Origin of the sequence: Mesorhizobium sp. WSM4313 (assembly GCF_002294725.1) — a bacterium.
Classification (GTDB): Bacteria; Pseudomonadota; Alphaproteobacteria; order Rhizobiales; family Rhizobiaceae; genus Mesorhizobium.
The window spans coordinates 86,470-111,737 of record NZ_NSFT01000002.1 but is presented as its reverse complement, the minus strand read 5'-3'; the positions used below and the strand labels follow the sequence as shown (position 1 = coordinate 111,737).

The following is a 25,268-nucleotide window of genomic DNA, read 5'->3' as shown; positions in this document are numbered from 1 at the left end:
GCGTCAAGTATATCCATTGGCTATGCCTCTCATCATATCCAGTGGATATGAAGGAGCAAAACTGATGGAGAAGCAGGAAGGACTCGACCTCATCTGGGGCGTCGAGGAAATTGGCAAGCTGATCGGCCGCAATTATCAGCAGACCTACCACATGATCCGCAGCGGCAAGCTGCCAATGGTAAAGCAGGTCGGCGAGCGCTATGTCGCCAGCCGCGGCAAGCTGATCGCCTTTTTCATGGAGGATGCGGCATGAGCGCCGACCTCACTCCGCCCGAACACGAGCATTCGGCCGCAGTCGATCAAGCCATCGAGTTCTACGTCGCCAACTATGGCAACGTCGAACGGCCAATCGTGCCGGCGCTGCAGCGGCGCTTTGGGTTGACGCCACACCAAGCCGTTGTCGTCATCCGTGAGACGACGCTGCGCCGGGCGCGCGCCGCATGAGCGAGGCGCCCAAACAGCGAAAGCCATGGTTCCGAAAGGAACTGTCGGAGTTGACCAAATACGATTGGCGCGACGCGGTAAATGCGGCGCCGAAGTGGAAGCGGGAGACCATCCTGGGGCGAGTGGCGACCAAGGTGGCCGACTTCTACAACCCAGAGATCGGCTATGCCTATCCCTCCCTCGATCGCCTCGCGGCCGAGCTCAATTTGACCCCAGAGAAGGTGAGTCCGGCGATCTCGAAAATGAGACGCGACGGTGCTCTGGAGAAGGTCCACAGGCGAGATGTACCGGCTGCCATTGCGCCAAAAAAAGGCGACCGGGGTCTGTTCCTGAAGCTCAATTTTAGCTGGGCTGCCGACATGGCGGAACGGATTTCCAAGCCACAGTTTGCCAAGGGCGAGGAGGCGGTTGCGCTCCGCGATGGCCGGCTTCGGAAGCAGTCTCGAAAAATACCGGTCACCGATAAGGACAACTTACCGGTCACCGATAACCAAGTTCCTTACGGTCACCGTAAAGTAGATACCTTAGTGGGAAACCTTAGGGATACCAAAGTCCGCTCTGACGGAACAGAACTTGGCGTCTACCCGCGCGAGGGAGAGGAACAGACCAACAGCTATGCCAGAGCAAAGGGGAGAGCGGCATGAGCGCTCAGATGGAACTGCTCGACTGGAATCCCGGCTGCCATGTCATCGCTTTCCCGCTCATCCGCCGTATCGGCCGTATCCGTGAGGTGGCCGGCAAGATGCTGGCAAAGTCGACCGACCGGCATGCTGAAAGCTATCGCGACCAGGTGACGACCGGCCTCTTGGGCCACATGACCCGGCTGGGCATTCCCGAGCGCGAACAGGACGAACAGCTCGGCGCCTTCTGGGCTGCAGTTCAAGCCGAAATCATCCGGCAGACCTATCAGCAGCGGCCGGGAGGCAACGCCGCATGAGCAACCGGATTCCTGTCCTTGCAGCTGAGATCAAACGCGCCGCTGTCGTCATGAAAGGCGCCGAACGGACGGCAGCGGATGCGGCGATCGTCGCTGGTCGGTTGCTGATCGAGGCAAAGACTCTTGTCGATCACGGCCAATGGCTCCCGTTCCTGAAAGAGACGGGACTTCATGAACGTGCGGCTCAGCGGTTTATGAGCCTCGCTGCCTCCAACCTGAAATCCGACATGGTGTCGTTTTTGGGCGGCATCAATCCAGCCCTTCGCTTCCTTGCCCTTCGTAAGCAGGCATTGCTGGCAATGGGCGAAGCCGAGGCCGAAGCGATCGCGGGAAGCGACGAAATACTTGAGCCAATGGCTCGGGTACTCGAACTCATCGACGACATGGTAGCGATGTTCCCGACCGAGTTTGTTGAAGCTCATCGGGCGGAGTGGGAGGGCGCATGAGCCCAGCCCACCGCGCTGCCGCGGCATGGATCAACCAAGCCCTCGGCTGCCTCTCCGAAGCGGTCGAGCGGATGCCCGACGTACGCTTTCTGGCTGAGCACCAATCCGCTCATGACGCGCCGCGCTCGCCGGCCGGGGATCTCGTGGCGAGCGTACTCGAACGCGAGTGGTGGCGTAGGTGGCCGGAAGGGCGCGACGAATGATCGCCGCGCTACATGTTGCTGCAGGGACGGATCGGCGGCTTCGGCTTGAACGGAAGTGTTTGGCGCCTGAGAGGAACGTCAGCGAGCGACGTTCGGATCGGCTTGACGGTAGCGGTTGTGGACTGAGCCGCAGCGGCACGCCTAGCGAGCAGCGCCGCCGACATTTTGGCGAGCTTCGATTTCATATCCAAAGGACGGAACTCCTCCCAAGAGACATCCAGCCTTTCGTCTCTATCATAACCACCGACACGCCCGCATTAAACTTTGGCGTGTGGGGAGGAATATATCGATTAACCCGAGAGCCCAGACCGAACTGCGTCCTGAAAAGCCTCGTCTACCGTCAGTGCTGGCCTGATTCAACCGGCGCTTTGACCTTCGCCGTTGGAGTGATTGATCTCCTGCTCTGCGGCATCCACCAGACGGCGCACCTTGCGGCTGAGTGCGATGTTTTCGGCCAGCATGGCTTCTGTGCGTTGCAGCGCCAGCTCGGTCTGGTGGATGCGCTCTCTGGCATCGGCGAGTTCGGAGTTCAAAATATCGGCCGGTTGGGTCACGGAAAAACCTCGCGGGCTGAGCTTCAGGTAAGCGAAAGATTTCCGGGGCTTCGTAGGTTCCGTCACGCTTGCATACAGGCTGTTACACAGCCAACCAAGACAGAGTTCCTTGGAGTTCATCGTGGCGCAGCGGGAGCTCGCATGACCGCGCCACATCGCCCGGCGACCTCGTCGCAAGCGTACTTGAGCGCGAATACTCGAAGCGCTGGCCCGAGGGCCGCGACGATGCAGCGTGACCCGGCTCAGCAAATCCCAAGCCGGGTCAAAGCTCGGCGATCAGTAATCGCTGTCGTCGTCCTGCTGGATAACGACCGGGCGATGGTGGCGATGGATCGAGCCTGTGACGATCACGGTATCCGGCCGGCGATGGTGGTAGCGCCACCCGCGATTGCCGTTGTCGTAAAAGGCTTCTTGGCCGTGGTGACGATGATGAAGACGGCCGCCGTCCTCGTCGTAGTAGATCACGGCGTTCCGGTGGTGATGGCGATGATGCGTCGAGATAACGACATCGGCCTCAGCCGCGGACGCGACGGCCGGAGCGGCGATAGCCAGCGCAAGGGCGCTCAAAAGCAGGATCTTCATTGCGAAATTCCAATCGATTTGAACATCCCTTCGCTGGAGAAACCGCTGGCGCCGGCGTTTGTTCCTGAGGGTCCGTCGCAGGCGTGGCCAAAGAGACGGCCCCATAGGAGGAATCGGTGAGCGGCGCCGATCGCAAGGTTGGCAGGCCTCGCCGTGATCTGTCACCAGACGAGCGGGCAGCAAAGGCGGCGCGCCGGCGGGAGTTGGCCAAGTTGCGCGGCCGCGCCTGCAGGGCTCGTCGGAAGCACGACAAGCTCGTCGATTTGATCGACGGCATGGTGCCGGACTGGGACGCGGACAATCCGGCCAAGGTCCTGGCGGAGATGCTTCGGAGGATGCGTCTCGACCTGAAATGAATTTCAGCGTGACGGTAAAGCGTAACGCCAAAATTCACGGGTGTAGACAGGAATCAGACGAAGCAACCCGGTCGAGCAACACCTAGATGGCGATCAAAAAATCCCGATCACCGCACGCAACAGTAGAGCAGATGCTCAAAGCAGTCGGTGGCGCCGATCGCGTCACGCTGGTTGATGTTTCGGCCCTGCTTCGCTCATTGGAAGAGAAGTCCAGGCATTTCAAGCATAGGGGCCAGGAGGAATCGGCCAAGCTCGTCGCCGGAGACATCCGCGTCTTGGAAGCCATGGTCCCGCGCCTCGTTGCCGGCCATCCGCCGATCCCTAGATGGGAGCGCGGCAAGGCATACCAGCGCGGCGCCCTGATCGTCACCGAGGGCAGCGTCTGGAAACTGATCAACGGAGACGGATCAAAGAGGCAGGATTGGGAAACCATTGTCAGCGCGCCCGCACCGGCGAAGAACGCGCGGACCATTGAAGAAGAAATAGCCGACGAGATCCGGCATCTGGCGATCAGCAGCAATCTTGATGCCGAGGAAGTTGCGATCGAAAAGCGAGGCCTCAAACGCTACCAAGAGGCGGTCAAATCGTCCAATCTCACCGTCGATCATCTCGAGCGGCCTGTGAAGTTAAGGCAGCAACTGCGGTATGCGGCTGGCCTGGTGGAGAAGATCGGCGCCACCCTTCGCAAGCGTGACGAGCGCATCGAGAAGCTTGAGACCGATCTGAAGGCTCGCTTCGATGACATCCAGAACCGACTGGTCGAACTGGCCAAGGCCAACGCCTCGGCTCTCGATGATCGCTTTGCCGCCATCGAAGCTAGGGCCGCCAAGCTCGAAAGCGAACCCTTCGACATCGACGAGGCCATCGAAGACAGCGGCCGCGTGGTCGTCCGCCGGTTCATGCGGAGCGGCGAGGTTGTCAGTGAAAAACGTCACGTTACCGCGGCGATGGTCTATCGCGGAATCCACAGTGAAACGGCGTTCTACTTGCCAGGGGACGCGGTGACGAGAGCCGGCAGCCTGTGGGTGTGCCGAGTCGAGTGCACTGGGCGCTTCAATGGCGATTTCTGGATACTGGCCGTGAAAAAAGGAAGGGACGGCACAAGCCATGAATGAGGCCGAGAAGATGGAATTCAAGGCGCGCTTAGCGGTGAAGCGAGAGCGCGTGCTGCGGCGTGTTCTCGGTGATCAAAAGGCCGAGGCCAGGCTCGCGCAGATCGCGCGCTATGCGGTCAAGCGCAAAGCAATTGGCGGGCAAAAGGAGGATTGCGCCGATGGATGCTGACAGCCCAGGCCCGGAGTGGTCGCGATTGGAGACGCTCCCAGGTGAAGAGCCCGAGGATGCCGTGCGCAGGATGCAGCCGCCTCCTCTCAGCTTCGAAGAGCAATTGGCCGTCGAGGTCGACATCGTGCGTCAGGAGTTCGGCCGCGACCCAAGGCCCGTCGAGATGAACGCGCTCATCCGCTTGGTCAAGCGCCGCAACGGGATCACCCATCAATGAGCACCCCCGGGGGGGACTTCAACTTTTGCGAACGAGAAATTGGGCGCTAACCGCTCCGGGGTCACGGAGAGTGCCGGCGCGCGCGCTGATGTATCTCTAGAAAATCAGGAAGGTTAAAATTTCCATGGCAAAACGAGGCCGGCCAACCAGGGCTCAAGCATCGACAAAGGCGCTCAAAGGCGTCGACATCGATGCCGTCGATCCGTTGACCGTCTTGCGACAGATAGCGAGCGATACCTCAGCGCCGGCTAGCTCACGACTTGCGGCCGCGAAGGCATTGTTGGCGCACGACGGGCGCAAAAAAGACGATGGCGACGGGGCCGAGCACGATCGCATTTCCGCCAGGGCATTGAAGCTGCTGAAAGGTGGCAAATCATGAGACGGGATGGCGACCGCATTCCGGTGATCGGCGAGCACCGCGGCGTTGCCTTGCACGACTATCAGGACGAGGCCCGGCTTGCCGTGGTGAGGTGCGAACTAGATAGCGTTCTCGACCTTGCCGATGCGACATTGCTGGTGGAGATCGTCGCTGATGTCAGCTGGAGCCCAGAAGCCCGGCTCACGGCGGCGGCCAAGCTCAAGGCCATGCATCAGCTTGCGGCCGAGGACCGCAAGACGAGGCCCAATTTCGACCTTGCCTATATCGAGGCATGTACCGCTGGTCTCGACAGCGTCTATTGGCGTTCACCCTGGCACTATGGGTCGCTACTCGATCCAGGACGCGCGCCACACGAACCAGGTCCGGTGCCGCGCGCCATGCCGCTGGACGAGGAGGCGGCATGATCCCGTTTGTCTTCGCCCCGCCGAGCGTTGGTGCAGGCTCCCCCCGGAAGACTGACGAAGAGATCCGCGAGCACGTGCTTGATCGCCCCATCGAGGCCAAGGATCCGAGCAAGCGTAGTCCGCAACAGATAGCCGAGGCCTGGGGGAGGGTCGCCGGCTCGCTTGGTATTGGAGCTCGCCTATCATGACGGCTTACTATGTTCGTTCCGGTGCCGCGGGTGCCGGGACCGGTGCCGATTGGGCCAATGCCTATACGACACTTGCCGCCGCGTACTCCGGCAAGGCTGCCGGTGATATCTTCTATATTTCCGAAGATCATGCGGAGTCGCAGGCAACCACGCTCACCCTGACATCGCCTGGCACGCTTTCAAACCCGTGCCTTGTCCTCTGCGTCAATCACTCAGGAAGCGTACCTCCGGTCTCGGCTGATCTTCGCACCACGGCGACCATCTCGACCACCGGAAACGTGGCAATCAATATCGCCGGAAACGGCACCTTCTATTACGGCATAATCTTCACGGCGGGGAACAGTACGGGCTCGCCGATCCTCAGTGTCCCCTCGGCAAACAATGCTTCGGCGCGGTTTGTTAATTGCTCTCTCAGGCTCGGATCGACCGGTGGCGGTTCAATCTCCATCGGCTCTAGTGGTGGGGTAAGTCAGGCTGGCTATGTCGATCTGGAGAACACCACCGTCCAGTTTGCCAGCACCTCGCAAAGCATTATCGTGACCGGGACCTTGCGCTGGCGCAACACCGCATCGGCGCTTCTCGGGACCATACCAGGAGTCCTGTTCACGTTTAACGCCACCCGAGGCGGTCGTGTATTATGCACTGGCGTCGACTTCAGTGCGGCCGGATCCGGCAAGACGTTAGTCGGTAATTCCACTGGCCCGACGGGCATCTCGGCCGAGTTTACCGATTGCAAGGTCAATGCAGCCGTGACGCTCGCTGCAACCCCCGGCAGTCATGATGGGCCATGGGTGGACTTCGTTCGAACTGGGTCATCAGGCGTCAACTACACACAGTCCAGATATCGCTACACCGGCACGCTGACGGAAGAAACAACGATCGTCAGGACTGGCGGCGCCTCCGATGGCGCGACGCCGCTTGCGTGGAAGATCGTCACGACGGCGAACTCTAGCGTCGTCTTCCCGTTCGAGAGCATCCCAATCGCGATTTGGAATGACACCACCGGCTCGGCCGTGACTGCCACCATTCAAGGCATCTGGGGCGGTGGCGCCGTGCCCAACGACGATGAAATCTGGATCGAGGTCGAATATCTCGGCGATGCGTCCTCTCCTCAAGGCTCGTTCGTCAACGACAGCAAGGCCGATCCTCTGGCTTCTGCCGCCGGGCAGACGGCGGGTAGCGGGACGTGGGGCGGATCGACGACAAAGTTCGAACTGTCGAAAAGCTTCACGCCCCAGCAGAAGGGATGGATTTTTGTGAGGGTCAAGGCCGCCAAGCCGTCCTCGACGTTCTATATCGATCCGAAGATCACGCTGAGCTAGTTGGCCTAAGGGAAGAGGGCAAAGGAGAACAGAGATAAAATGAGGAACTTGCACATTAGCGATAGTTTCTGGTCATTTCTGATCGGTCTTCTTGTCGGCGTCCCGACGGGCGTTCTAAGCGGCGTTATTTTGGTCGCGGCGTTGGAACGGGGATATATGGCAGCGACGTTGAATCTCGCAGGGCGTCTTTCTGGCGCTCAATAACGTTTTCGATCACAATTTGCGGCGGTTGAGGGCTGCCGCCAGATGACATCTTGGCTGCCGCTATCAAGGCAATCCCGCCGATAATCGACGCGTAAAGCGTTGCCTTAGCGCCGTCAGACCAATCGGCAATATCGAACAGCCTGCCAGCCTTGGGGGTAATGCTTTCGGCTTCTGTTCTGGCTTGGGCTGGAGTGATCTCGTTACGCTGCAACCGTTCAACGATATTTCGAAGCGCTCCAAGCGCTGCTTGCGAGATGTCGCCGTCAAGCAGGACGTTCATCCGGTCGCCAACCAACTCGTATCGGCCTGGAAGAATTTCCGACATCGTGCCGCATAGCGGGCAGTTGGTGGTAGTGTTGCGAAAGACCGCTACTCCGGTGTCACCAGTCATAGCAAATCCGGTTGCTTGGAAAATCCCGTGAACCATACAGAAGGCAATCGGATGATGTACCGTCACGAATCCCACCCGTTTGTAAAAAGACGCGGGAAGCGTAGCACATTTGGCGCACTTCCCCGTTGCCTAGCTCGGTCGCGTCTCGCTTCACCGTCTCGCCTTGCGCCACCCGGCCGCCTGTGCCTCAGCCTCGCTGCAGAACCATCGCTCGCCATACTGAGGGCTGATCTTCGTCTCCCAGTAATGTTCCTGGCCCGGCACATGGTAGATGCGTTCGCCAGTGTTGATCGAGATGTTGCCCTTGATGTTGCAGCCAGTGGACAAGAGAGAGGCGCTTGGAATTGTTTCGGCAACACCGTCAGATAGCGGCATGAGGCTGGGAGCCGCGCCGATGATGTCGGGGTTCTGAGAGAGGATCACGGCAACGGGTACCAGGAGCAGCGCGAACAGATACTCAAGTCGCCATGGGCCGCGCCGCCGCCTCTTGTTCTGTTCCGGACGCATTGGCGCCGTCATCGCTGCTCGCACCCGACGCCATCATGATCCCGATCGAGGCCGTTGGGATCGGATGGGCCGACCGCGACAGGGCCTTGCACGACGGGGTTGTTTCCTCTGCCCCCGGCGCAGTCGAGATCGACGCTACTGTTTGGCACCTGGCCGAGCGCGGCCGCAGGCGGCAGAGGCGTCCCTCGATACTTCTGCACAACGGCGACCATCCGCTGGCCATCGCCCTCGATTTTGGTGTTGTTGCTCTGCGGATTGTAGGGATCGACGGTCTGCAGTAGTTGGTTCTGTCGGTTGGAATCGCCTGAAGCCAACGTCATCGTGTCGTAGTTGTTGAGGTAATCGGCCGCGCAGCCCGATATTATTGGCAGCATCGCTGCGGCACAAAGTAAAACGCGCTGATACATTCCCCGGTCCCTCTTCGGAGAGAATGCATGGGAAGCGGTTGAGAGTCCAGACAGCTTAGGATTTGCTAAACTTACCGGGGATAAGCGTCCGCTTTCAGGTCGCCTTGTCGACAAGCGGCGTCTTCCTCTTCGGCGGCACGTAGCTGGTGACCAACCGCACTACATCGATGTCCACTGTCACCGGCGGGGACAAATTCACAGTCACAGTATTTTCGTCGACCCCAAGGACATCACCGGTGAGTTCAATCCGCTGGCCTTTCTTCAGCGTCGATGTCCGGTCAACTATCGAGTGTGGAAACCCATAGTTCGGGATCGAGACGCTGACCCTATCTTCGGTCACGCGCTTGCGCACTGTTGCGGTGATGGCGACCTCGTCGCCGACCTTGATGCCCTTCGCCATGCCAATGACTCTGGCGCGGCCGCCTGCTTAGTCAAGCTTGTTCTAACATATGTAAACTCGTCACGGTTCGGCTCGCCACCGTGCCGCGTTCCCTCGATGCCGCTTCCAGGCTTCTCAGGCTGCTTCATGCGCCTCACAGGTCACTTGAAGGCAAACCAAGAGACAGCGGCCTCCGCCTCGTCGGTGACCCGCACCCATTCCATTTCTCCGCGCCTTTCATCGACATCGCGGCCGGTCACTAACCTCGCCGCGTCCAACGGCGTTTCTGCGATAGCTGTCTGGCGGCCTGTCACCTCTTCGCCATTCATGATTTCGACTTCATAGGTTTTCATGCACTGCGCTCCGTTGCGGTCGATTTAGCAACGAAGGCATGGAGAGCTTGTTCCTGTCTGGCCTCAGAAGCTGTCCGTCGGCTTAAGCGAGCGCCATTCATAGCCCAATCATTCAGCCGCCTGCCGCAACCCGGTGGCACATAGCGGCACGACACAGGCGGTACAGTTCTTGCTTCTCGACCTTGAGGCGGAGCAAGCGATGGCACTTTCCTCAAGGTATTTCGATCGAGACATAGCGTTCAGCTGTCCATACTGCACCCGGATCACAATTCGGAAAGGGCAGTGGATCAAGAGCGCCCACTCATTCACATGCGAAGGTTGCGACAACGAGGTTCGACTGACGTATAGCTTTAAACTCAAGATATTCGAGGACCACGAGCGATCATCGCGATAGAAGGAATGCGCTCCTCGCTGGCAAAAAAGAATCCTGCCTGACCGTCTTGTCGGCGGCTCGGCGCTAAGGAATATAATCCTCATGGATGGGGCGACCTGGTTGGAGGCCGCCATGGGCAAAGAATATCCCTTCGTTGAAGATACGTTGGGCAAGAAGCTGAAGGCCGGCACAGGCCTGTCGGTCTATTGCCTCACCTGCAAACGGCACGCGGTTCTCGACGTCGCCGAGATGGTGAAGCGACTCGGACCGGATCAGCCCTGCCTGCACTGGGATCTGCTGAAGATCATCTACTGCCACGAATGCCGCGGCGCCGGCCGAGACGACCGGAACCTTCAGTTCACGAACCACGCGATGACGCCGGAGCAGCGGAAGGGGTGGACGCCCTGTCCCTGATGCTTTGCTTGGAACAAGCCGACATGCCTCGCGTTGGCAATCCAAATCTGGGCGGAGAGGTCGAATGAAAAGCTACACGGTGGAGATAATGGCGGGAGAACTTGCGAGTTCAAGCAAGGTAACCGTCGCCGACGGGCCCGAGGCAGCAGCCGTTAAAGTCACAGGCCGGGCGGTCAGAGACAGAAAATCCGACATCCACTGGGTTCGGGTGACTGATCAAACTGACCATGCGATTTATAAGTTCGCCTTCAAGTGATGCCGTGCCGTGCCTTGCCGATAAGCCGCGACTTATGCATCATCCGCGCGTCACCATCAGGAGGCCGCGGGCATGACGGAGATCGAGGTCGACGGCGTCGGCATCTATCGCCTGCCAAACGATTGGCAATACGCGCGCCTTGGCCGTCTACGGGGCGAGAAGCGGCATACCGCGGTCCTGGCCTTCGGCTGTGGCATGACGGTGCGCCAGTTCGCCAAGCTGCCGCTGGACAGGCAGCAGGCGGTGCACAGGGCCTATCTGGCGCTGATGTCGCCACCGGAGCCCGAGCCGGCCGACAACGACGCTGTGACGCTTCCTGGCGGCCGCTGGTCGACGGATCTCAAGGTCAGGGTAGGGTGCTGGCTGATGCACATGAAGGCGAGGCTGCCACGCGGGCATTTCGGACCGTGGGTCGAGAAGCAGCCTGGCCTGTCTCGGTCGATGGCGACGCAATGCATGGCGCTGGCAAAGGAAGCCCGCCGGAGGGCGATCGAGGCGAGGGCGGCGTAAGGACATCGTTCTTACATTGGTGCAGTACCGCGGACTTGCCACCGCAGAAAGAAACGAAGATAGGGATCGGCGACGCTCACTTCTCGCCGCTCTTCGTCCCAGTCGACGGCCGAGGACAGGCCGCCCTTAAGTGAGATGTTCGCCAGATGTTTCAACGCCGAAGTTATTTCGTGTTTCTGGGGCATCATCTCCGTGAGTAGGGTGCTGAGCTTCGACCTCAGATCATCGTAGCTGATCGAAGCCAGCGGACCCGTTTCCGCAATCGCCAGCAGTGTCGCTTCATAGATGTCCGCTTGATCGCCGCTCTTGAGCGGTCGCTTCAGGCGCTCTTTCCGCGCTTGCGGGCCGGCGACAAGTTTCTGATAGATCGGGAGGCCGGCGTCCTGCGCGATCCGCGTAAACATTGACTTCAGATCATAGTCTGACGGGATCTTTGTTCGACTGAACAGGGGCGGCTTTTCGACGTCGTTGTCGAAGCAAATCTCCCAGCAGAACTTCTGCATAAGGAATGGCGACGATTGGGCCTCCGCGACGATCCTATCCACGATCTCGCTCGGGCAGTCGACCCGCAGCTCTTGAAACCCCAGGGTGGCGATCTGTTTCAGCTCACCAGGGATCCATTCTGGAAGGGTGACGGAGATGAACCGGCCGGTCAGCTCAGATTCAGCGGATATGGCGTCGAAGACCCGGTGCGCCACCGAAAGCAGCATCACCTTCAGGCCATTGAAGATCGCCCCCTTTAGATTTCTGACGATCTCTTTGCGTGACTCCGGATCGATGTAATGGAAGTCGTCTATGACCAAGATGATGTGGCGCTCCTGCATCGCCAAAAGCGCTTCCGCCATTCCGTCGACGCGATGAAGGTTTTCTCTTGTCTGGGACGAAAGCCGGGACCCGCCAGCGCTGACGACAGACACCGAGACGCCGCCTTCGACTTGCGTCGACACTTCGCTGCTTGCGGCTCGCTCATAGGGGATGTTCAATTCGGCTGTGATCTTAGACCAAAGTTCGTCGGCACTTTTGATTTGACCGCCATCAATCCAAACGTACTCGCGCTCTCCGAGCATCTTTTTGCAGAGGACGGTTTTGCCGGTCTTGGTCGGACCGGCCAGGGAAACAATCTGATTGGGTGTGGCGAGAGCCCTTGCTAGGCTCCGCTCCACATGCAACTCCTGACGGTCAACGTAAGTAACCGTTGGCTGGCCGCCCGCAACGAAGACCTGATCCCTGTGCATTAACATCTCCTGCGCGCCGCGCGCGCCGCCCCTAATTTTTGCGCGCCGGTCGCGCCGGGTATAGGCGCACACATGTTCCTGGACAAGTCGATTGTCCTGAAGGAGCGCGCCTTGCGCGCGCCGGATATCCAACGCATCCTACATTTTTCAAAAGCCGGTTCGGGATGTGGGCACTATGGATGTTGGCAAACACATTGCCTATTTGGCGCCGATATATCTCGCTTTGACTTGCTCCGCGCATGCAGATGATCCGGCGCGACAGGCTCGACAGATTGCGCTTCAAGATGCTTGGTCCACGTGCCTCAAAACTTTCGCGAAGCGTGCTGCGACAAAAACCAATGAAGACGCCACAATCATCTCGCGTGGCGCTTTCGCTGCCTGCCAAGCGAAAGAAGACATCCTCTACAAATTCTACATCCAGGGGATGCCCAAAGCCTGGTCCGACTTTGTACGAACTGACTTCTTCCCCACCGTGAAAAAACATGAAGAAGACAGTGTGATACAAACCGTTTTAGAGGCGCGCTCGTGACTTGCTCGTGGGAAGGCCCGGCGAATGTTTGTCCGCCAGAGCGCGCCGGACGGTTTGCCGGTGTAGGACAGCGAAGAAGGGAAACGCGCGGTCGCGAGACCTGGCCGGAATCGATCAGCGGTTCTTCGGCTTCGGCGTGACCTCCTCGATCGGCACCTTGCCACCCTTTGCAGGCGGGGCGTTCGCGTCTGAACAAGCAGGGTTTGACGATTCACACGGAGGGGGCCTGTCGCCCACGCCGCCATAACGTTCCACAAGTTTCGCGAATCCGTAGGCGAAGGCGAAGAGAAGCGCCAGAACAACCACCATTCGGGCTGCCATACAGAATTATAGCAGGACCTCGCGCCGGTTTTGACCAGCTACAGGTAGAATGGAGCACCTAGCCGCCACCTTTCCGCAGCCTCACCCCAGCGCCGCCGCCGTTCTCAGGGATGAACTCGACGCCGGCCGATTCGAGGGCGGTGCGGATCGCAGCAATAGAGTGACCGGGCGCTGTCGCCTCGGTTTCGACGCGGGTGACCGTGTTCCTGTGCACGCCTGACTTGTCGGCAAGGTCGCGAACGGTCCAGTTCAGAAGCCCGCGCGCAGCTCTGATTTGTGCACTTGTCACCATAGTCGATCCTTTGTATGGTGCATACGTCACCATAGAGGTGCATATAACACAATATCGGGAGAATACCAAATGCCGAACACCCCAGTTCCGGCCGCCGGCGAAGCTATGCCCGGCGCCGAGGAAATGATCATCGGGCGCTTTTCACGCCGGCGCATCCTGGCCGGCATCGCTGCTATTCCCGCCATGGGGGTGGCTACTGAGGCGCCGGCCGCTTCCAACACGATGGCCGACCCGCTCGCCGACACCATCGCAGAGTACTACGCCAAGATGGCCGAGTTTATGGCGCTTCCCGTCGACCAGGTCACTATCGAAACCGAGGAAGCCCTTGTCGCGGCAACCTACGGGCCGGCCAATGAAAGGCTCTGGCACGCCACTCCGCCGGCAATAAGCCTCCGCGGCGTCGCCGAGGCGATCCGCCACGCGCTCAAGCAAGATGTGGTTCTTGACATCACCTGCGAAAATTCCCTGCGGTCGGCGCTGGCCTTCCTCGAGCGGGAGCATGGGCTGTGAACGCCTCCGCCAGCGTCAAGCCCTGAGGCTGCCCTCCTGGGCTGGATCCGCGCACATGGCGGCAGGCGATCGAGGCGCGCGTCAACGAACTGCTCGACCAGTCCATGGCGCTGATCACACCAGTTGCAACATGGCTGCAACATGAAATCTCCGTCAACTGCCTTTAAGTGCTTGAAAAGATTGGTGCCCAGAGGCGGATTCGAACCACCGACACGCGGATTTTCAGTCCGCTGCTCTACCAACTGAGCTATCTGGGCCTGTGCCGGCTAACGGGATGCGCCCGCCGGGTTTCACGAAGGCGCCAGGCGGCGCCCCTTGAAAGCGCGTGGGTTATAGCACGGGAATCTTGCCTGTCCAGCGCCTAGGTGTTGATTTCGTCAGGAAAGAAAAGCCGCTGGAAAACGACTGGTTGCCGGCTGAGCTCACGGCTCGTCCTTGGGCGTCGGGCCGGGCTTGGGGCTGTCGTCTTCTTCCTCTTCGCCGTCGCGGCCGGGAATGACATAGGCGCCCTTCAGCCAGCGGTTGAGGTCGATGTCCTTGCAGCGCGCCGAGCAGAACGGATAATGCTCGCGCGCCGACGGTTTGCCGCATTCGGGGCAGGGCCGTTTCGGCCTCAGCGGCGTTACCTTGTCGCCCGAGCTCATGTGTGGACTATGCTCATGAGCGCGCGGCGTGCCAGTGCTGGTGCGCCTTGAAGCCTTCGCCGGAAAGCAGCGCCACGCTCTCGTAGAGCGGCAGGCCGACCACATTGGTGTAGGAGCCGACCAGCTTGACGACGAAGGAGCCGGCCAGGCCCTGCACGGCGTAGCCGCCGGCCTTGCCCCGCCACTCGCCCGACGCGACATAGGCGTCGATCTCCTCGCGCGGCAGCCGCTTGAAGCGCACCCTTGTCTCAACCAGCCGCTGGCGCAGCTTGCCGCCGGGCGTGATCAGGCAGATGCCGGAATAGACCCGGTGCGAGCGGCCGGAAAGCAGGCCGAGGCAATTGACGGCGTCGTCGATCGTCTCGGCCTTGGGCAGGATGCGCCGTCCGACCGCCACCACCGTGTCGGCGGCGAGGATGAAGGCTGGCGCATAGTCCTCCTCGCTCTTCAGCGAGGCCAGCGCCTTCTCGGCCTTGTCCTTGCAAAGGCGCTTGGCTAGGGAGCGCGGATGCTCGGCGCGCAGCGGCGTCTCGTCGACATCGGCGGGCAGCACCCGGTCGGGCTCGATGCCGGCCTGCTGCAAGAGTTCGATGCGGCGCGGCGAACCAGAGGCAAGCACCAGCTTCTGCAGAATGCTCATGGGGGCATGATGCCGAAAAGTGTGAAGCGGTTTTCGGACGACATCATGCTCCACTCCCTGATTTGGAGCCGGATGATTTCGGGTCGAACAGACCTGAAATCATTCGGCTCTGGGTCCGCGCTAGATGATTACTTGAAGCGATAGGTGATGCGGCCCTTGGTCAGGTCGTAGGGCGTCATCTCGACCAGGACCTTGTCGCCGGTCAGCACGCGAATGCGGTTCTTGCGCATGCGGCCGGCCGTGTGGGCGATGATTTCGTGTTCGTTTTCGAGCTTCACCCGGAACATCGCATTGGGCAGCAGTTCGGTGACCACACCTGGAAACTCGAGGACTTCTTCCTTCGGCATTCGATACCTTTGCTTGGATGGCGGTTCCGGCGCCTAGAGCATGATGCCGAAAAGTGTCAAGCGGTTTTCGGGCAACATCGTGCTCCAGTTCTTTGATCCGGAGTCGGATGATTTCCGGCCGAACCGACCGGAAATCATCCGACTCCGGCCGGAATTTGCGGCGGAACCTATATGATAATCGCCCGCTTGTGAACATGCTTAATCGGCCGCGTTTTTTGCCTCGGGAAGCAGAAAACGTCGGCTTATGCGCGCTTTCAGCCGCTCGCGCACATCGCGATAGGCGGCCATGATGTGCTCTCGCGTGCCGCCTGTGTCGGTGGGGTCGGGCATCGGCCAGTATTCGACCTCGACGGCCAGCGAGCGCGTCAGCTCGAGCGCCGCATGATGCGCCTCCGGCGCCAGCGTCACGATCAGGTCGAAATAATCGTCCTCCATATCCGCCAGCGTCCTGGGTTGGCGCTCGCCAAGCGACAGGCCTTCTTCGGCGAGCACCGCATCGACGAACGGGTCGCGCTCGCCGGCGCGCACACCGGCCGAAGCGACGAAGGTGGTGGCGGGAAGCATGCGGCGCGCCATTTGTTCCGCGATCGGCGAGCGCACGGCGTTCATGCCGCATAGGAACAGGATCGAATGGGGCAGGGCGACCAGGATCTAGCCTCGCCAGTGCAGCACGCAGACCAGCGTGAACAGCCGGCGCGCCGTGTCGAAGTCGATCTCGATCTTGCCGGCAAGCCGGTCCATCAGCGTCTGCGAGCCTTCATTGTGCAGGCCGCGCCGGCCCATGTCGATCGCCTCGATATGGCTCGGCGTCGAGGACCGGATGGCTTCGTAGTAGCTTTCACAGATCAGGTAGTAGTCCTTGACGATGCGCCTCAGCGGCGTCAGCGACAGAATGTGGGTGACCACCTCGGCGCCGTTCTCGCGGCTGACGCCGAAGACCAGGCGGGACTCGGCCAGTGAAAGCTTAAGCTTGTAAGGACCCGCGCCGTCATCATTGACCGGCCGAAAACGGTTCTCCTCGATGAGGTCGAAGATCGCCACGGCCCGCTCGTGCTCGACGTCGGGCGTCGAACGTCCGATCGATTCGTCGAGCTCGACGTCGATCAGCCTGTCGCGGGTCTGGTCGCGGCCGGACATCGTTACATGTTCAACCTGATCGCGACGGAGCGGGCATGGGCATCGAGCCCTTCGGCCTTGGCGAGCGCGATCGCGGCGGGCGCCAGCGCCTTGAGCTGCTCCGGGCCGAGCTTCAGGATCGAGCTGCGCTTGACGAAATCGAGCACGGACAGACCCGACGAGAAACGCGCCGACCGCGCCGTCGGCAAGACATGGTTGGAGCCGCCGACATAATCGCCGATGACTTCCGGCGTATGGCGGCCGATAAACACGGCGCCCGCGTTGCGCATCCTGGAAAGGAATGCCTCGGCGTCGTCGAAGGCGAGCTCGACATGCTCGGCCGCGATCCTGTCGACCAGCGGCAGAGAGGCCTCGAGCGTCGGCACCAGGATCACCGCGCCGAAATCGCGCCAGCTGGCCCCGGCCGTCTCGCCGCGCGGCAGCAGCTTGAGCTGGCGCTCGACCGCCTGCTCGACCGCCTTGCCGAATTCCGGCTCGTCGGTGATCAGGATCGACTGCGCCGAAACATCATGCTCGGCTTGCGCCAAAAGGTCGGCCGCGATCCAGTCCGGATCGTTGTCGGCATCGGCCACCACCAGCACTTCCGACGGCCCGGCGATCATGTCGATGCCGACCGTGCCGAACACCTGGCGCTTGGCCGCCGCGACATAGGCGTTGCCCGGACCGACGATCTTGGCGACCGGCCTGATCGTCTCGGTGCCGTAGGCAAGCGCTGCAACGGCCTGCGCGCCGCCGACGCGGTAGATCTCCGAAACGCCGGCAAGGTCCGCTGCCACCAGCACCAGCGGATTGATGACGCCGCTCGAGGCCGGCACGACGATGACGATGCGCTCGACGCCGGCGACCCTGGCCGGCACCGCGTTCATCAGCACCGAGCTTGGATAGCTCGCCGTGCCGCCCGGCACGTAAAGGCCGACGGCTTCGATCGCCGTCCAGCGCGAGCCGAGCTCGACGCCCGCGGCATCCGTATAGCGATCGTCCCTCGGCTTCTGCCGCTCGTGATGCGAGCGGATGCGGTCGCGCGCGAATTTGAGCGCCTCGACGGTCGCCGGATCGGCCGCTTCATAGGCCTTGGCGATGTCGTCCTTCGATACCGCGATGCCGAGCGTGTTGAGATCGGCTTTGTCGAACTTCAGCGTGTAATTGACGAGCGCCTTGTCGCCTTCGGCGCGCACACGGGCGATGATGTCGCGCACCACGGCCTCGACATCGGCCGACACCTCGCGCTTGGTGGTGAGGAAGGCCGAAAAACGCTGTTCGAAATCGGCGTCCTGCTGTCGGAGCGTTATCGCCATCGCGCTTCAGCCTCTGTGCAGGGGGCGCGAGGTGGCTTCCCAGGAGCCGCCGATATCGGCAAGCCTGGCCTCGATGCATTCGACGTCAAGCATAATGGTGCCGCCGCCCGAAAAGATCAGCTCGACGATGCCGGCCGGCTTGCTGATGGCGATGAAGCTGACCGCCAGCAGCGACAGCACCTCGGCCGGCTTGTCGCGCGCAATGCCGTTGGTCTTGGCGCCGAGCACGCGATCGAAATGCAAGACGCTCTGGCGCCGTTCATTGTGCTGGCGGAACAAGCCGGATTTCGCTTCCCAGACGAAGCGGTTCATGGTCAGCACGAAGCGCTTGGCCGCCGGCAGATATTCGAGGTCGGAGACCTTCATCACGGCGTCCTGGACATGCGCCGAGACGATGCTCAGATCCTGGTCGTCGAGCGCGATGAGCTTGAGAGCTGCCATGCGGAATGCGCACCCTGAACGTTGACAATTCAACGTTCTGTTATGCGGTCTTTCCGCTCGGCGCAACCGCTGGGAAAGAATGCTGCGAAGCGTCAGCCCGAAATGCGCTCGATCACCGCGCCGCAGCCGGAGAGCTTCTCTTCTAGCCTCTCGAAGCCGCGATCAAGGTGATAGACGCGGTTGACCGTGGTCTCGCCTTCGGCCGCAAGGCCGGCGATGACCAGCGACACCGAGGCGCGCAGGTCGGTCGCCATGACGGGAGCGCCCTTGAGCCTGGCGACGCCGTCGACGATCGCCGTCTGGCCGGAAAGGGTGATGTGGGCGCCGAGGCGCGCGAGCTCCTGCACATGCATGAAGCGGTTTTCGAAGATCGTCTCGGTGATGCGCGATTTGCCCTTGGCCATGGTCATTAGGCCCATGAACTGCGCCTGCAGGTCGGTCGGGAAGGCGGGGAAGGGGGCGGTGGTCACGTCGACCGGCGCAATGCCGGCGCCATTGCGCTTGACGCGGATGCCCTCATTGGTCGGCGTGATCTCGGCCCCGGTCTCGACAAGCACGTCAAGCGCGGTCTGCAACAGGTCTGGACGGGCGCCGGCGAGCATCACGTCGCCGCCGGTCATGGCGACGGCCATGGCATAGGTGCCGGTCTCGATGCGGTCGGGGATGACGCGCACGCGCGCTCCCGACAGCGCCTCGACGCCGTGGATGGTGATGGTGGAGGTGCCGGCGCCATGGATCTTGGCGCCCATGGCGATCAGGCATTCTGCGAGATTGACGATTTCCGGCTCGCAGGCGGCGTTCTCCAGCACCGTCTCGCCCTTGGCGAGCGAGGCCGCCATCATCAGCACATGGGTGGCACCGACCGAGACCTTCGGGAACACGTAGCGATTGCCGATGAGGCGGCCATTCCGGGTCTTGGCGATGACATAGCCATTGTCGACGTCGAGCTCGGCGCCGAGAACCTGCAGGCCCTCGAGGAACAGGTCGACCGGGCGCGTGCCGATGGCGCAGCCGCCGGGCAGCGACACCTTGGCCTCGCCCATGCGGGCAAGCAACGGCCCGATCACCCAGAAGGAAGCGCGCATCTTCGAAACCAGCTCGTAGGGAGCGGTGGTGTCGACGATGTTGCGGGCGGAAAAATTGATGGTGCGCGAATAGCCTTCCTGCTGCTTTTCGCGCCGGCCGTTGACGGAATAATCGACGCCGTGATTGCCGAGGATGCGGATCAGCTGCTCGACATCGGCCAGATGCGGCACGTTTTCCAGCGTCAGCGTGTCGTCGGTGAGCAGTGAGGCGATCATCAGCGGCAATGCCGCGTTCTTGGCGCCCGAGATCGGAATGGTGCCGGCAAGCTCGTTGCCGCCGACAATTCTGATGCGATCCATGAGAAAACGTCCCCTCGGCCCGAATAGGCCGCTTCAATCGGTTTGAGTGTGCCCGGCTTAGACTATTGGCCGGCTTGGTTCAAGAAATAGGATTTTCCTAAAACCGGACCGACTGTGGCCGGCCAGTATGGCTGATTTGGTCAGTCCTTGTGCATTTTTCCTGCAGCCGGCAACTCTTCCGGCCGATCGTCGGGATCGCCAGCGCGCTGTTCGTCAGCGTCGCCGGCGCGTTGCTTGTGAACGTCGCCAGTGCGCTGCTTGTCACGGTCGCGGGCGCGCTGCTTGTTAGCGTCGCCAACCCGTCGCGAACGTGCCTGCATCTTGCGCTTCTGCAAATTGGCGCGCAACGCCTCGGCCAGCCGGTCCTTGCGCTCGCCGCCGCCTTTTTTCGGTGGATTTGCCTTGTCGTCCATCGTCCATTCCTGACCGGCGGTCAGCCGGCCGCGATTTCCGCATGGCTAGCATTTTCGCGCGGCCATGTCATGAAAGCGGGCCGAAAGTCGGGTTCATCCTGTGGATCAGCCGCCCATGCCGCCCCAAACCGCATAATTGCCGGCGGGAATCACATGCGACGCTTTGGGTTTTTCTTGGCCTTGCGCTTACCGGTTCGATATGGCAGAAGCGCCGCCATCGCAGGCTGCGGTAGCTCAGTGGTAGAGCACTCCCTTGGTAAGGGAGAGGTCGAGAGTTCAATCCTCTCTCGCAGCACCAGCCTATCCTGTTGAAATCGCTCAAGCCCTTGACATGCAAGGCTCCGTGTCCATTCTGACGTTACAAAAACCGTAACAAACCAGATGGACTTGATGGTTGGTCGCGTTCGAAATCTCCTAAACCGGGACGGCCGCTATTTTGCTCGACTCGTCATTCCGAAAGAGCTGCGTCCCTACATGGACGGCAAGACGGAGCTGCGAACGGCTCTCGGGCCTGACTACCGGACAGCCTTGAAATCTCTCCCTGGGGCGGTCGCAGTTCTACAGCACAAGATAGCACTCGGCGAGCGTCGGGCAGTTGAGGCTGGCGAGCTATCTATAACCACCGGGCGCTATCCGCTGTCCCCATCCCAAATCGCGATACGCGACTACCAGGCGCAGCTGACCTTTGACGAAGAGATCCGAGCTAACCATCACCAATATGCGTCGTTCGACGTAGGTTATGAGGATGGTCAGCCCTTCCGCGACGGCTATTCTGGAAAGCTGTCTGATGACCAGCTTGAACTCTTAGTCGGCGATCGTGTCGAACGCTACCGCAATGCGGGCAATCACGCGGCGCCCAAGGGAAGCGCGGAATGGCGCCAGATCGCCAGAGCCCTTTGTGTTTTCGAGCTATGAGGCATTGGCGAGGCGTGGCGAACGAAACGAGGGCGACTTCACGGGTAACCCATCGCATCCGTTGCTAGCGACCGTCCAGCCCCCGGAAGATGAGCGTGAGCCTGTCTCGCTGAAGGGCCTGCCCGCTCTGCAGACGGGAAGGGCAAAGAAGCGCGTAAGCGCTGGACTCCCGTTTTCGCCAACTTGCGCAAGTTCATCGGCCACGACGACGCCCGTAGGCTTACCAAGCAGAACCTGCTGGAGTGGAAAGATGCGAGCCTAAAAGTGCTGGCGAGCAAGACTGTCAGTGACGTCTACCTGACCTCGGTTCGGACGGTGTTGAAGTGGGCCGTCAACAACGATCGGCTCGAGACGAACGTCGCGGAAAACGTCCGTATCAAGGTTTCGAAAAAACAGCGTTCGCGCGAGCAAGGCTTCACAACGGACGAGGCTGTTGCCGTCCTGAAGGTGGCCCGGGATTACCAGCCAAAGCACTCCGACAATCCGCGGACGCGCGAAGCGCCCCAAACGACCGCAGCCAAACGGTGGTCGCCGATCTTATGCGCGCATACCGGCGCGCGAATTGCCGAAATCCCCCAGCTCCGTAAGCAGGACTTTCGTTACGAGAAGGGCATCCCAGTAGTGCGCATCGCGCCTGACGCTGGTTCCGTCAAGGCTGGCAATTATCGCGACGTTCCGTTGCACAAGCAACTAGTGGACTTGGGCTTTATGACGTTTGTAAATGACGCCGCCGAGGGCCCCCTTTTTTATCCCACCTCCAAGAAGAAGGATGGCTCGCTGCCAGGCCGAACGGTCGCCGGTCGGGTGAGCCAGTGGTTGCAGGCGCAGAAAGTCATTCCTGAAGGCGTCAGCCCCAGTCATGGCTGGCGCCATCGGTTCAAGACGGTCGGCCGCGAGTTGGGCATCGCGGATCGCACGTTGGATGCAATTCAAGGGCATGCCGGACGCACAGCGGGTGACGAATATGGTGACGTGACAATCGCTGCGAAAGCGTCTGCGATTGGACGGATGCCACGATACGAATATTGAAAACGACGTTTCGCATTTGCCGAAATCCCACCCGTGGATGACAAGAAGATTGTAGGAGCCACTGAGCGAAGGAGAATCGTGTGGCGAACTTGTCCGAGAAGAAAGACGCCGAAATCGATCAGTGGATACGCAACCACGAACAAAGGGGGGCGACAGGTGCGCCACTTTATCTGCAATTGCTAGAAGAGCGAGCGCGGCGGAGTCAGGGAAAGGGTCACCTCAGCATCGACAGCTTGGCAATCCGACATCGATCGCCAGCGCGCTGTGGCCGCTCAGAACGCTGACTGGGTCTAGCGATTGGCGTCGCACTAGGACTTCATGGCAGGTCACTGCTAAGGAAGTTGCGCAGCTTGCCGATTGGCTGCTTGAAGCGCCGGGAGCGATCGTGGCACGCACTCTGCGCCGCCATGATCCTGACCTGCTTGCCAACCCACAGGCGCTCCCAAAGATCTTCGCTTTCAGCTGGCGCCAGCTTCGACAATATCTCGGGCAACGCTATTTTGCCGGTCCGATTCTGGGGTCACGCCGTCGACGCGGCGGGGGTTATCCTGAGGCACTGCGCCGCGCGATGGTCGACGGCGGACTCGAAGCAGTGCTGGACGAACACGTAGCCGTGATGACGATGATTGGTGACGATCCGCCGCTTAAGGTGTTGGAGAACAGTCTCGTCGGTCGACCCGGCTTAGTCCAGAGACGCACCACCCGGGGGGTGCGTCGTGCGCGCGTTCACGCTGCAGTGCCATATCTTGGGGCGGATCGGAAGGCTGAGGGCGCTGATCGTAAAAAGGCCGAACGTCTAGAGAAACTGCGCTCGGACACGCTGCGAAAAGCGTTCAACTCGCCCTTTTGGCCGCACATTCTTACGACCACATCAATCGGGCAGGACGGGCTTGATTTTCACGTCTGGTGCGACCGAGTTATTCATTGGGACTTACCGCGCGACCCAGTAGATTTTGAGCAACATAGCTCGCTACGCAAGTCTCGGCGTTCGTCGTGCGCTTGCTGAGGGTCATGGAGAGGTGGTGGTGGCACCGTGGGAGAGCTCCTCCAACGCGATCTTCAAATCGGCTCGGGCTGCAAAACATGAAGGGCTGGGGCTGGAGCGCTGGTGGTCTCCGCCGGGACACAAGCCGGTTAGCGTAACTTTTACGCTGCCATTTAGTCTTGCCGGGCTAAGGCTATCACGCCTGCGTGACGATCTGGTGCGTTATCGACTTGCGCTCGGCCAGCCAGAACCGCAGCTTTTTGAAGCCATGATCCGTCATTTCGGCCTCGACCCAGGCCGAGCGCGCGAACTTGCTCTCAACCTTTCGCCAGGGGCGCAGTTCTCGCCGGTCCGAAACAGCTAGAAAAATAATTTCGGGCCGGTTCACGTCATCGGTCGTCACAATGTTACAAAAATTCAATTAAGTTGTTGTTTTATTGAACATAGTTAGAGTTCAACCGGGCACAGCGCCGCCCTGTCCACTGAATTGCTCAACACCCTGGCAGACCCAAGGCTCCGGTTCTAGGCGGTGCGATATTGCGTCGGCACGCAATCCGCTTCTATCCCCGCATAATGCGATAGACGGTAGCATTACCCTCCACGCCTCGAAGAGGCGCGTCAAAGGCCACGACACGATGGCCGGCGAGCATGTCGCTGACCCCCGGCGCGGAATGAAGCGCCTCGGAAATGCAGACCTGTCCGGCTTCCGCCAAGGACTGCACGCGCGCGGCCACATTCACGGTCTGGCCGAAATAGTCGAGGTTGTCGTTGAGCGTCACGGCGATCGACGGTCCACAATGGGCACCGATTTTGAGGATGATCCCCGGCCCGTCATGCTCGCTGTTGAAACGATCGATTTCTTCAAAGATGTGGAGTGCGGCCGAAATCGCATCCGACGGCTGCGAAAACGCAGCCATCACCGCATCCCCAATCGTCTTGACCACCGCGCCGGAATGTTGCTGAACCGCTGCGTTGACCAGAGCAAAATGCTCGCGGACCAGAGCATAGGCGTTCAGATCACCCAGGCGCTCATACATGGCGGTCGAACCCTTGAGGTCGGTGAACAGGAAGGTGATCTGACGGATGCCGAGCCCCTCCTTCTCGTCGACACGTTCGGACCGGAAGAGCTGGCGGAAGGTTTGCCGCGCAAGCAGCGCTCCGCCGGAGACATAAGGGTCGAAATCTAGCGCCGGCTTGGTGGTCAGCGCGACAAGCTCGGGCGGCCAGTTGATGGCAAGCAATGAACCCCGCACCGGCCCCCTGTTCGCCACCTCAATGACGATCGGACCGGGTGGCACAGCGGGCAATGCCGGCAGGAAGCGTTTGCCGTCATAATCGATCTTCAGAAGCGTCGGCGCCAACACCGGATCGCCCGATATCGGCACGGCAAATGCCGCCTGCGTCTGCACATTGACGCCCGCAAGGGCGCCCGGTCTGAGGTCGGCGCGGAGCGCTGTGGTGGCGCGTGGCGGCAGATACGTCATGCCCCGGACGAAGCCGCGCAGAACGTCAAGAAAGCGAACGTTTTGCCCAGGCAGCCGCCCGTCATGTCCGAAGTGCAGCTTCCAGTGAAAATCCTCGACAGACAGTGTCTCGGGATCATGGTGCGGCAGGCGCCGCAGCTTCGGCGATATCGAGAAGGTGACCTCGATGAAATCGTCGAGGTCAGTGTCGCCCGACACGTCGCACAGGCCACAGACGTAGTGGGTCTTGAGCGTGCGCAGGGCGCCGAAACTGTCGAGCACCATCCCGGACTGGGGACAGAGCACGTCCCAACTCATGTCGAACAGCCCACAGCGGGCGGCGTGAAGGAAGAGGTCGATTGCTTCAGGCTCGGCAATTGCGCGGTCGCGAGCAAAGGCCAGCGGATTCACGCGATAGACTGATTGGTCGTCGGCGCTCCTGATCAGCGTTTCGAATTTCGAAATGACACGCGGGCTCCAGGCGCGCGCCTGCTCCACCTTGGTCATCTTGTTTTCGAGAAGACGATCGTCGACTACCGTCACGCCCGATCCTCAATCTATATGGCCACAGCCTACT

41 protein-coding genes and 2 tRNA genes are annotated in these 25,268 nt (G+C 60.7%); 22 read left to right on the top strand and 21 right to left on the bottom strand.

The features are described from left to right. Positions 1-64: 64 nt before the first annotated feature. The 6 genes from CK219_RS05355 to CK219_RS05330 are packed head-to-tail and all read left to right on the top strand — an operon-like array spanning position 65 to position 2,030. The gene (locus CK219_RS05355; RefSeq protein ID WP_095765734.1) at positions 65-253 is read left to right on the top strand and encodes a hypothetical protein; all 189 of its coding nucleotides are present in this window, start codon (positions 65-67) and stop codon (positions 251-253) included. Beyond that, complete coding sequence (locus CK219_RS05350) at positions 250-444, top strand: hypothetical protein (RefSeq protein ID WP_095765733.1); 195 nt, start codon at positions 250-252, stop codon at positions 442-444. Before CK219_RS05355 ends, CK219_RS05350 begins: the two co-directional genes overlap by 4 nt. Next, positions 441-1,088, top strand: a complete 648-nt coding sequence (locus CK219_RS05345) for a hypothetical protein (RefSeq protein WP_095765732.1) — start codon at positions 441-443, stop codon at positions 1,086-1,088. Before CK219_RS05350 ends, CK219_RS05345 begins: the two co-directional genes overlap by 4 nt. Next, complete coding sequence (locus tag CK219_RS05340; protein ID WP_245340403.1) at positions 1,085-1,381, top strand: DUF6074 family protein; 297 nt, start codon at positions 1,085-1,087, stop codon at positions 1,379-1,381. The genes CK219_RS05345 and CK219_RS05340 overlap by 4 nt, the downstream gene beginning before the upstream one ends. Further along, complete coding sequence (locus CK219_RS05335) at positions 1,378-1,827, top strand: DUF3102 domain-containing protein (protein WP_095765730.1); 450 nt, start codon at positions 1,378-1,380, stop codon at positions 1,825-1,827. Before CK219_RS05340 ends, CK219_RS05335 begins: the two co-directional genes overlap by 4 nt. Continuing rightward, on the top strand, positions 1,824-2,030 hold the full coding sequence (locus CK219_RS05330; protein ID WP_095765729.1) for a hypothetical protein: 207 nt from the start codon (positions 1,824-1,826) through the stop codon (positions 2,028-2,030). The genes CK219_RS05335 and CK219_RS05330 overlap by 4 nt, the downstream gene beginning before the upstream one ends. Before the next feature lie 356 nt (positions 2,031-2,386). Here CK219_RS05330 and CK219_RS32055 read toward each other — a convergent pair whose 3' ends face one another. Together CK219_RS32055 and CK219_RS05320 are read right to left on the bottom strand one after the other, a co-directional pair. After that, entirely contained in the window at positions 2,387-2,704 is a 318-nt protein-coding gene (locus tag CK219_RS32055) for a hypothetical protein (RefSeq protein ID WP_245340402.1), read from the bottom strand. Positions 2,705-2,860: 156 nt separating this feature from the next. Then, on the bottom strand, positions 2,861-3,166 hold the full coding sequence (locus CK219_RS05320) for a hypothetical protein (protein ID WP_095765727.1): 306 nt from the start codon (positions 3,164-3,166) through the stop codon (positions 2,861-2,863). A gap of 116 nt (positions 3,167-3,282) precedes the next feature. On the opposite strand from CK219_RS05320, the gene CK219_RS31070 reads away from it, so the two are divergent. From CK219_RS31070 to CK219_RS05295, 7 genes are all read left to right on the top strand, one after another. Further along, a complete protein-coding gene (locus CK219_RS31070; protein ID WP_141245301.1) occupies positions 3,283-3,522 on the top strand; it encodes a hypothetical protein in 240 nt (79 codons plus the stop codon). A gap of 86 nt (positions 3,523-3,608) precedes the next feature. Continuing rightward, entirely contained in the window at positions 3,609-4,637 is a 1,029-nt protein-coding gene (locus tag CK219_RS05315; protein ID WP_141245300.1) for a hypothetical protein, read from the top strand. Then, entirely contained in the window at positions 4,630-4,806 is a 177-nt protein-coding gene (locus tag CK219_RS31615) for a hypothetical protein (RefSeq protein WP_176476937.1), read from the top strand. The genes CK219_RS05315 and CK219_RS31615 overlap by 8 nt, the downstream gene beginning before the upstream one ends. Beyond that, entirely contained in the window at positions 4,796-5,023 is a 228-nt protein-coding gene (locus CK219_RS05310; protein ID WP_095765725.1) for a hypothetical protein, read from the top strand. The genes CK219_RS31615 and CK219_RS05310 overlap by 11 nt, the downstream gene beginning before the upstream one ends. A 124-nt stretch (positions 5,024-5,147) precedes the next feature. After that, positions 5,148-5,402 (top strand): hypothetical protein, encoded by a 255-nt coding sequence (locus CK219_RS05305; protein WP_095765724.1) that lies wholly within the window; start codon positions 5,148-5,150, stop codon positions 5,400-5,402. After that, a complete protein-coding gene (locus CK219_RS05300; RefSeq protein ID WP_095765723.1) occupies positions 5,399-5,806 on the top strand; it encodes a hypothetical protein in 408 nt (135 codons plus the stop codon). The genes CK219_RS05305 and CK219_RS05300 overlap by 4 nt, the downstream gene beginning before the upstream one ends. Positions 5,807-5,990: 184 nt before the next feature. Then, positions 5,991-7,316 (top strand): hypothetical protein, encoded by a 1,326-nt coding sequence (locus CK219_RS05295; protein WP_095765722.1) that lies wholly within the window; start codon positions 5,991-5,993, stop codon positions 7,314-7,316. Between the two features lie 124 nt (positions 7,317-7,440). Here CK219_RS05295 and CK219_RS05290 read toward each other — a convergent pair whose 3' ends face one another. The 5 genes from CK219_RS05290 to CK219_RS05270 all read right to left on the bottom strand — a co-directional run bounded on the left by CK219_RS05290 (position 7,441) and on the right by CK219_RS05270 (position 9,557). After that, on the bottom strand, positions 7,441-7,977 hold the full coding sequence (locus CK219_RS05290; protein WP_141245299.1) for a hypothetical protein: 537 nt from the start codon (positions 7,975-7,977) through the stop codon (positions 7,441-7,443). An 84-nt stretch (positions 7,978-8,061) separates the two neighbouring features. Next, complete coding sequence (locus CK219_RS32050) at positions 8,062-8,430, bottom strand: hypothetical protein (RefSeq protein WP_245340401.1); 369 nt, start codon at positions 8,428-8,430, stop codon at positions 8,062-8,064. Continuing rightward, entirely contained in the window at positions 8,427-8,825 is a 399-nt protein-coding gene (locus tag CK219_RS05280) for a calcium-binding protein (RefSeq protein WP_095765720.1), read from the bottom strand. The genes CK219_RS32050 and CK219_RS05280 overlap by 4 nt, the downstream gene beginning before the upstream one ends. A 94-nt stretch (positions 8,826-8,919) precedes the next feature. Then, entirely contained in the window at positions 8,920-9,225 is a 306-nt protein-coding gene (locus CK219_RS05275) for a hypothetical protein (RefSeq protein ID WP_095765719.1), read from the bottom strand. Between the two features lie 140 nt (positions 9,226-9,365). Further along, a complete protein-coding gene (locus tag CK219_RS05270; RefSeq protein WP_095765718.1) occupies positions 9,366-9,557 on the bottom strand; it encodes a hypothetical protein in 192 nt (63 codons plus the stop codon). A 475-nt stretch (positions 9,558-10,032) separates the two neighbouring features. Here CK219_RS05270 and CK219_RS05260 point away from each other — a divergent pair, with 475 nt between their 5' ends. The 3 genes from CK219_RS05260 (at position 10,033) to CK219_RS05250 (ending at position 11,110) form a co-directional block, all read left to right on the top strand. Next, the gene (locus CK219_RS05260) at positions 10,033-10,344 is read left to right on the top strand and encodes a hypothetical protein (protein WP_095765717.1); all 312 of its coding nucleotides are present in this window, start codon (positions 10,033-10,035) and stop codon (positions 10,342-10,344) included. Positions 10,345-10,408: 64 nt separating this feature from the next. Beyond that, the gene (locus CK219_RS05255) at positions 10,409-10,600 is read left to right on the top strand and encodes a hypothetical protein (RefSeq protein ID WP_095765716.1); all 192 of its coding nucleotides are present in this window, start codon (positions 10,409-10,411) and stop codon (positions 10,598-10,600) included. Positions 10,601-10,672: 72 nt separating this feature from the next. Further along, entirely contained in the window at positions 10,673-11,110 is a 438-nt protein-coding gene (locus CK219_RS05250; protein WP_095765715.1) for a hypothetical protein, read from the top strand. Positions 11,111-11,121: 11 nt separating this feature from the next. Here the strand turns inward: CK219_RS05250 and CK219_RS32045 are convergent, their stop codons facing one another. Beyond that, positions 11,122-12,477, bottom strand: a complete 1,356-nt coding sequence (locus tag CK219_RS32045; protein ID WP_245340400.1) for a hypothetical protein — start codon at positions 12,475-12,477, stop codon at positions 11,122-11,124. 43 nt (positions 12,478-12,520) lie between these two features. Between CK219_RS32045 and CK219_RS05230 the strand changes: the two genes are divergently transcribed. Then, positions 12,521-12,874 carry a hypothetical protein gene (locus tag CK219_RS05230; RefSeq protein ID WP_095765711.1) on the top strand — a complete coding sequence of 118 codons (354 nt, stop codon included), beginning with the start codon at positions 12,521-12,523 and terminating at the stop codon, positions 12,872-12,874. Between the two features lie 379 nt (positions 12,875-13,253). Here CK219_RS05230 and CK219_RS05225 read toward each other — a convergent pair whose 3' ends face one another. After that, a complete protein-coding gene (locus CK219_RS05225) occupies positions 13,254-13,487 on the bottom strand; it encodes a helix-turn-helix transcriptional regulator (protein ID WP_095766164.1) in 234 nt (77 codons plus the stop codon). Between the two features lie 69 nt (positions 13,488-13,556). On the opposite strand from CK219_RS05225, the gene CK219_RS05220 reads away from it, so the two are divergent. After that, on the top strand, positions 13,557-13,997 hold the full coding sequence (locus CK219_RS05220) for a hypothetical protein (RefSeq protein ID WP_141245298.1): 441 nt from the start codon (positions 13,557-13,559) through the stop codon (positions 13,995-13,997). Between the two features lie 181 nt (positions 13,998-14,178). Here the strand turns inward: CK219_RS05220 and CK219_RS05215 are convergent. From CK219_RS05215 to CK219_RS31065, 10 genes are all read right to left on the bottom strand, one after another. Then, positions 14,179-14,254: transfer RNA gene (locus tag CK219_RS05215), tRNA-Phe, on the bottom strand. Between the two features lie 165 nt (positions 14,255-14,419). Further along, the gene (yacG, locus tag CK219_RS05210; protein WP_095765709.1) at positions 14,420-14,641 is read right to left on the bottom strand and encodes a DNA gyrase inhibitor YacG; all 222 of its coding nucleotides are present in this window, start codon (positions 14,639-14,641) and stop codon (positions 14,420-14,422) included. 13 nt (positions 14,642-14,654) lie between these two features. Further along, positions 14,655-15,281 carry a Maf-like protein gene (locus tag CK219_RS05205; protein ID WP_095765708.1) on the bottom strand — a complete coding sequence of 209 codons (627 nt, stop codon included), beginning with the start codon at positions 15,279-15,281 and terminating at the stop codon, positions 14,655-14,657. Between the two features lie 128 nt (positions 15,282-15,409). Continuing rightward, positions 15,410-15,628 carry a translation initiation factor IF-1 gene (gene infA / locus CK219_RS05200; RefSeq protein ID WP_006200926.1) on the bottom strand — a complete coding sequence of 73 codons (219 nt, stop codon included), beginning with the start codon at positions 15,626-15,628 and terminating at the stop codon, positions 15,410-15,412. Positions 15,629-15,826: 198 nt separating this feature from the next. After that, complete coding sequence (locus CK219_RS05195; protein WP_095765707.1) at positions 15,827-16,237, bottom strand: low molecular weight phosphatase family protein; 411 nt, start codon at positions 16,235-16,237, stop codon at positions 15,827-15,829. Positions 16,238-16,279: 42 nt separating this feature from the next. Next, the gene (locus CK219_RS05190) at positions 16,280-16,765 is read right to left on the bottom strand and encodes a UPF0262 family protein (protein ID WP_095765706.1); all 486 of its coding nucleotides are present in this window, start codon (positions 16,763-16,765) and stop codon (positions 16,280-16,282) included. 2 nt (positions 16,766-16,767) lie between these two features. After that, positions 16,768-18,060, bottom strand: coding sequence for a histidinol dehydrogenase (hisD, locus tag CK219_RS05185; RefSeq protein ID WP_095765705.1), 1,293 nt, complete (start codon positions 18,058-18,060; stop codon positions 16,768-16,770). A gap of 6 nt (positions 18,061-18,066) precedes the next feature. Then, positions 18,067-18,501 carry a DUF2948 family protein gene (locus CK219_RS05180; protein ID WP_095765704.1) on the bottom strand — a complete coding sequence of 145 codons (435 nt, stop codon included), beginning with the start codon at positions 18,499-18,501 and terminating at the stop codon, positions 18,067-18,069. Positions 18,502-18,593: 92 nt separating this feature from the next. Further along, a complete protein-coding gene (murA, locus tag CK219_RS05175; RefSeq protein ID WP_095765703.1) occupies positions 18,594-19,886 on the bottom strand; it encodes a UDP-N-acetylglucosamine 1-carboxyvinyltransferase in 1,293 nt (430 codons plus the stop codon). Between the two features lie 140 nt (positions 19,887-20,026). Beyond that, a complete protein-coding gene (locus CK219_RS31065) occupies positions 20,027-20,299 on the bottom strand; it encodes a hypothetical protein (RefSeq protein ID WP_141245297.1) in 273 nt (90 codons plus the stop codon). A gap of 223 nt (positions 20,300-20,522) precedes the next feature. Here CK219_RS31065 and CK219_RS05165 point away from each other — a divergent pair. The 4 genes from CK219_RS05165 (at position 20,523) to CK219_RS31060 (ending at position 23,249) form a co-directional block, all read left to right on the top strand. Continuing rightward, positions 20,523-20,597: transfer RNA gene (locus tag CK219_RS05165), tRNA-Thr, on the top strand. 92 nt (positions 20,598-20,689) lie between these two features. Beyond that, positions 20,690-21,214 carry a hypothetical protein gene (locus CK219_RS31945; RefSeq protein WP_210199989.1) on the top strand — a complete coding sequence of 175 codons (525 nt, stop codon included), beginning with the start codon at positions 20,690-20,692 and terminating at the stop codon, positions 21,212-21,214. A gap of 183 nt (positions 21,215-21,397) precedes the next feature. After that, the gene (locus CK219_RS31940) at positions 21,398-22,243 is read left to right on the top strand and encodes a tyrosine-type recombinase/integrase (protein WP_210199988.1); all 846 of its coding nucleotides are present in this window, start codon (positions 21,398-21,400) and stop codon (positions 22,241-22,243) included. Between the two features lie 385 nt (positions 22,244-22,628). Continuing rightward, entirely contained in the window at positions 22,629-23,249 is a 621-nt protein-coding gene (locus tag CK219_RS31060; RefSeq protein WP_141245296.1) for a hypothetical protein, read from the top strand. Positions 23,250-23,424: 175 nt separating this feature from the next. On the opposite strand, the gene CK219_RS05155 is transcribed toward CK219_RS31060, so the two are convergent. Then, positions 23,425-23,631: a hypothetical protein gene (locus CK219_RS05155; protein WP_095765702.1), complete on the bottom strand. Its 207-nt coding sequence runs from the start codon at positions 23,629-23,631 to the stop codon at positions 23,425-23,427. A gap of 157 nt (positions 23,632-23,788) precedes the next feature. Further along, positions 23,789-25,234, bottom strand: a complete 1,446-nt coding sequence (locus CK219_RS05150; protein ID WP_095765701.1) for an adenylate/guanylate cyclase domain-containing protein — start codon at positions 25,232-25,234, stop codon at positions 23,789-23,791. Positions 25,235-25,268: the final 34 nt, after the last annotated feature.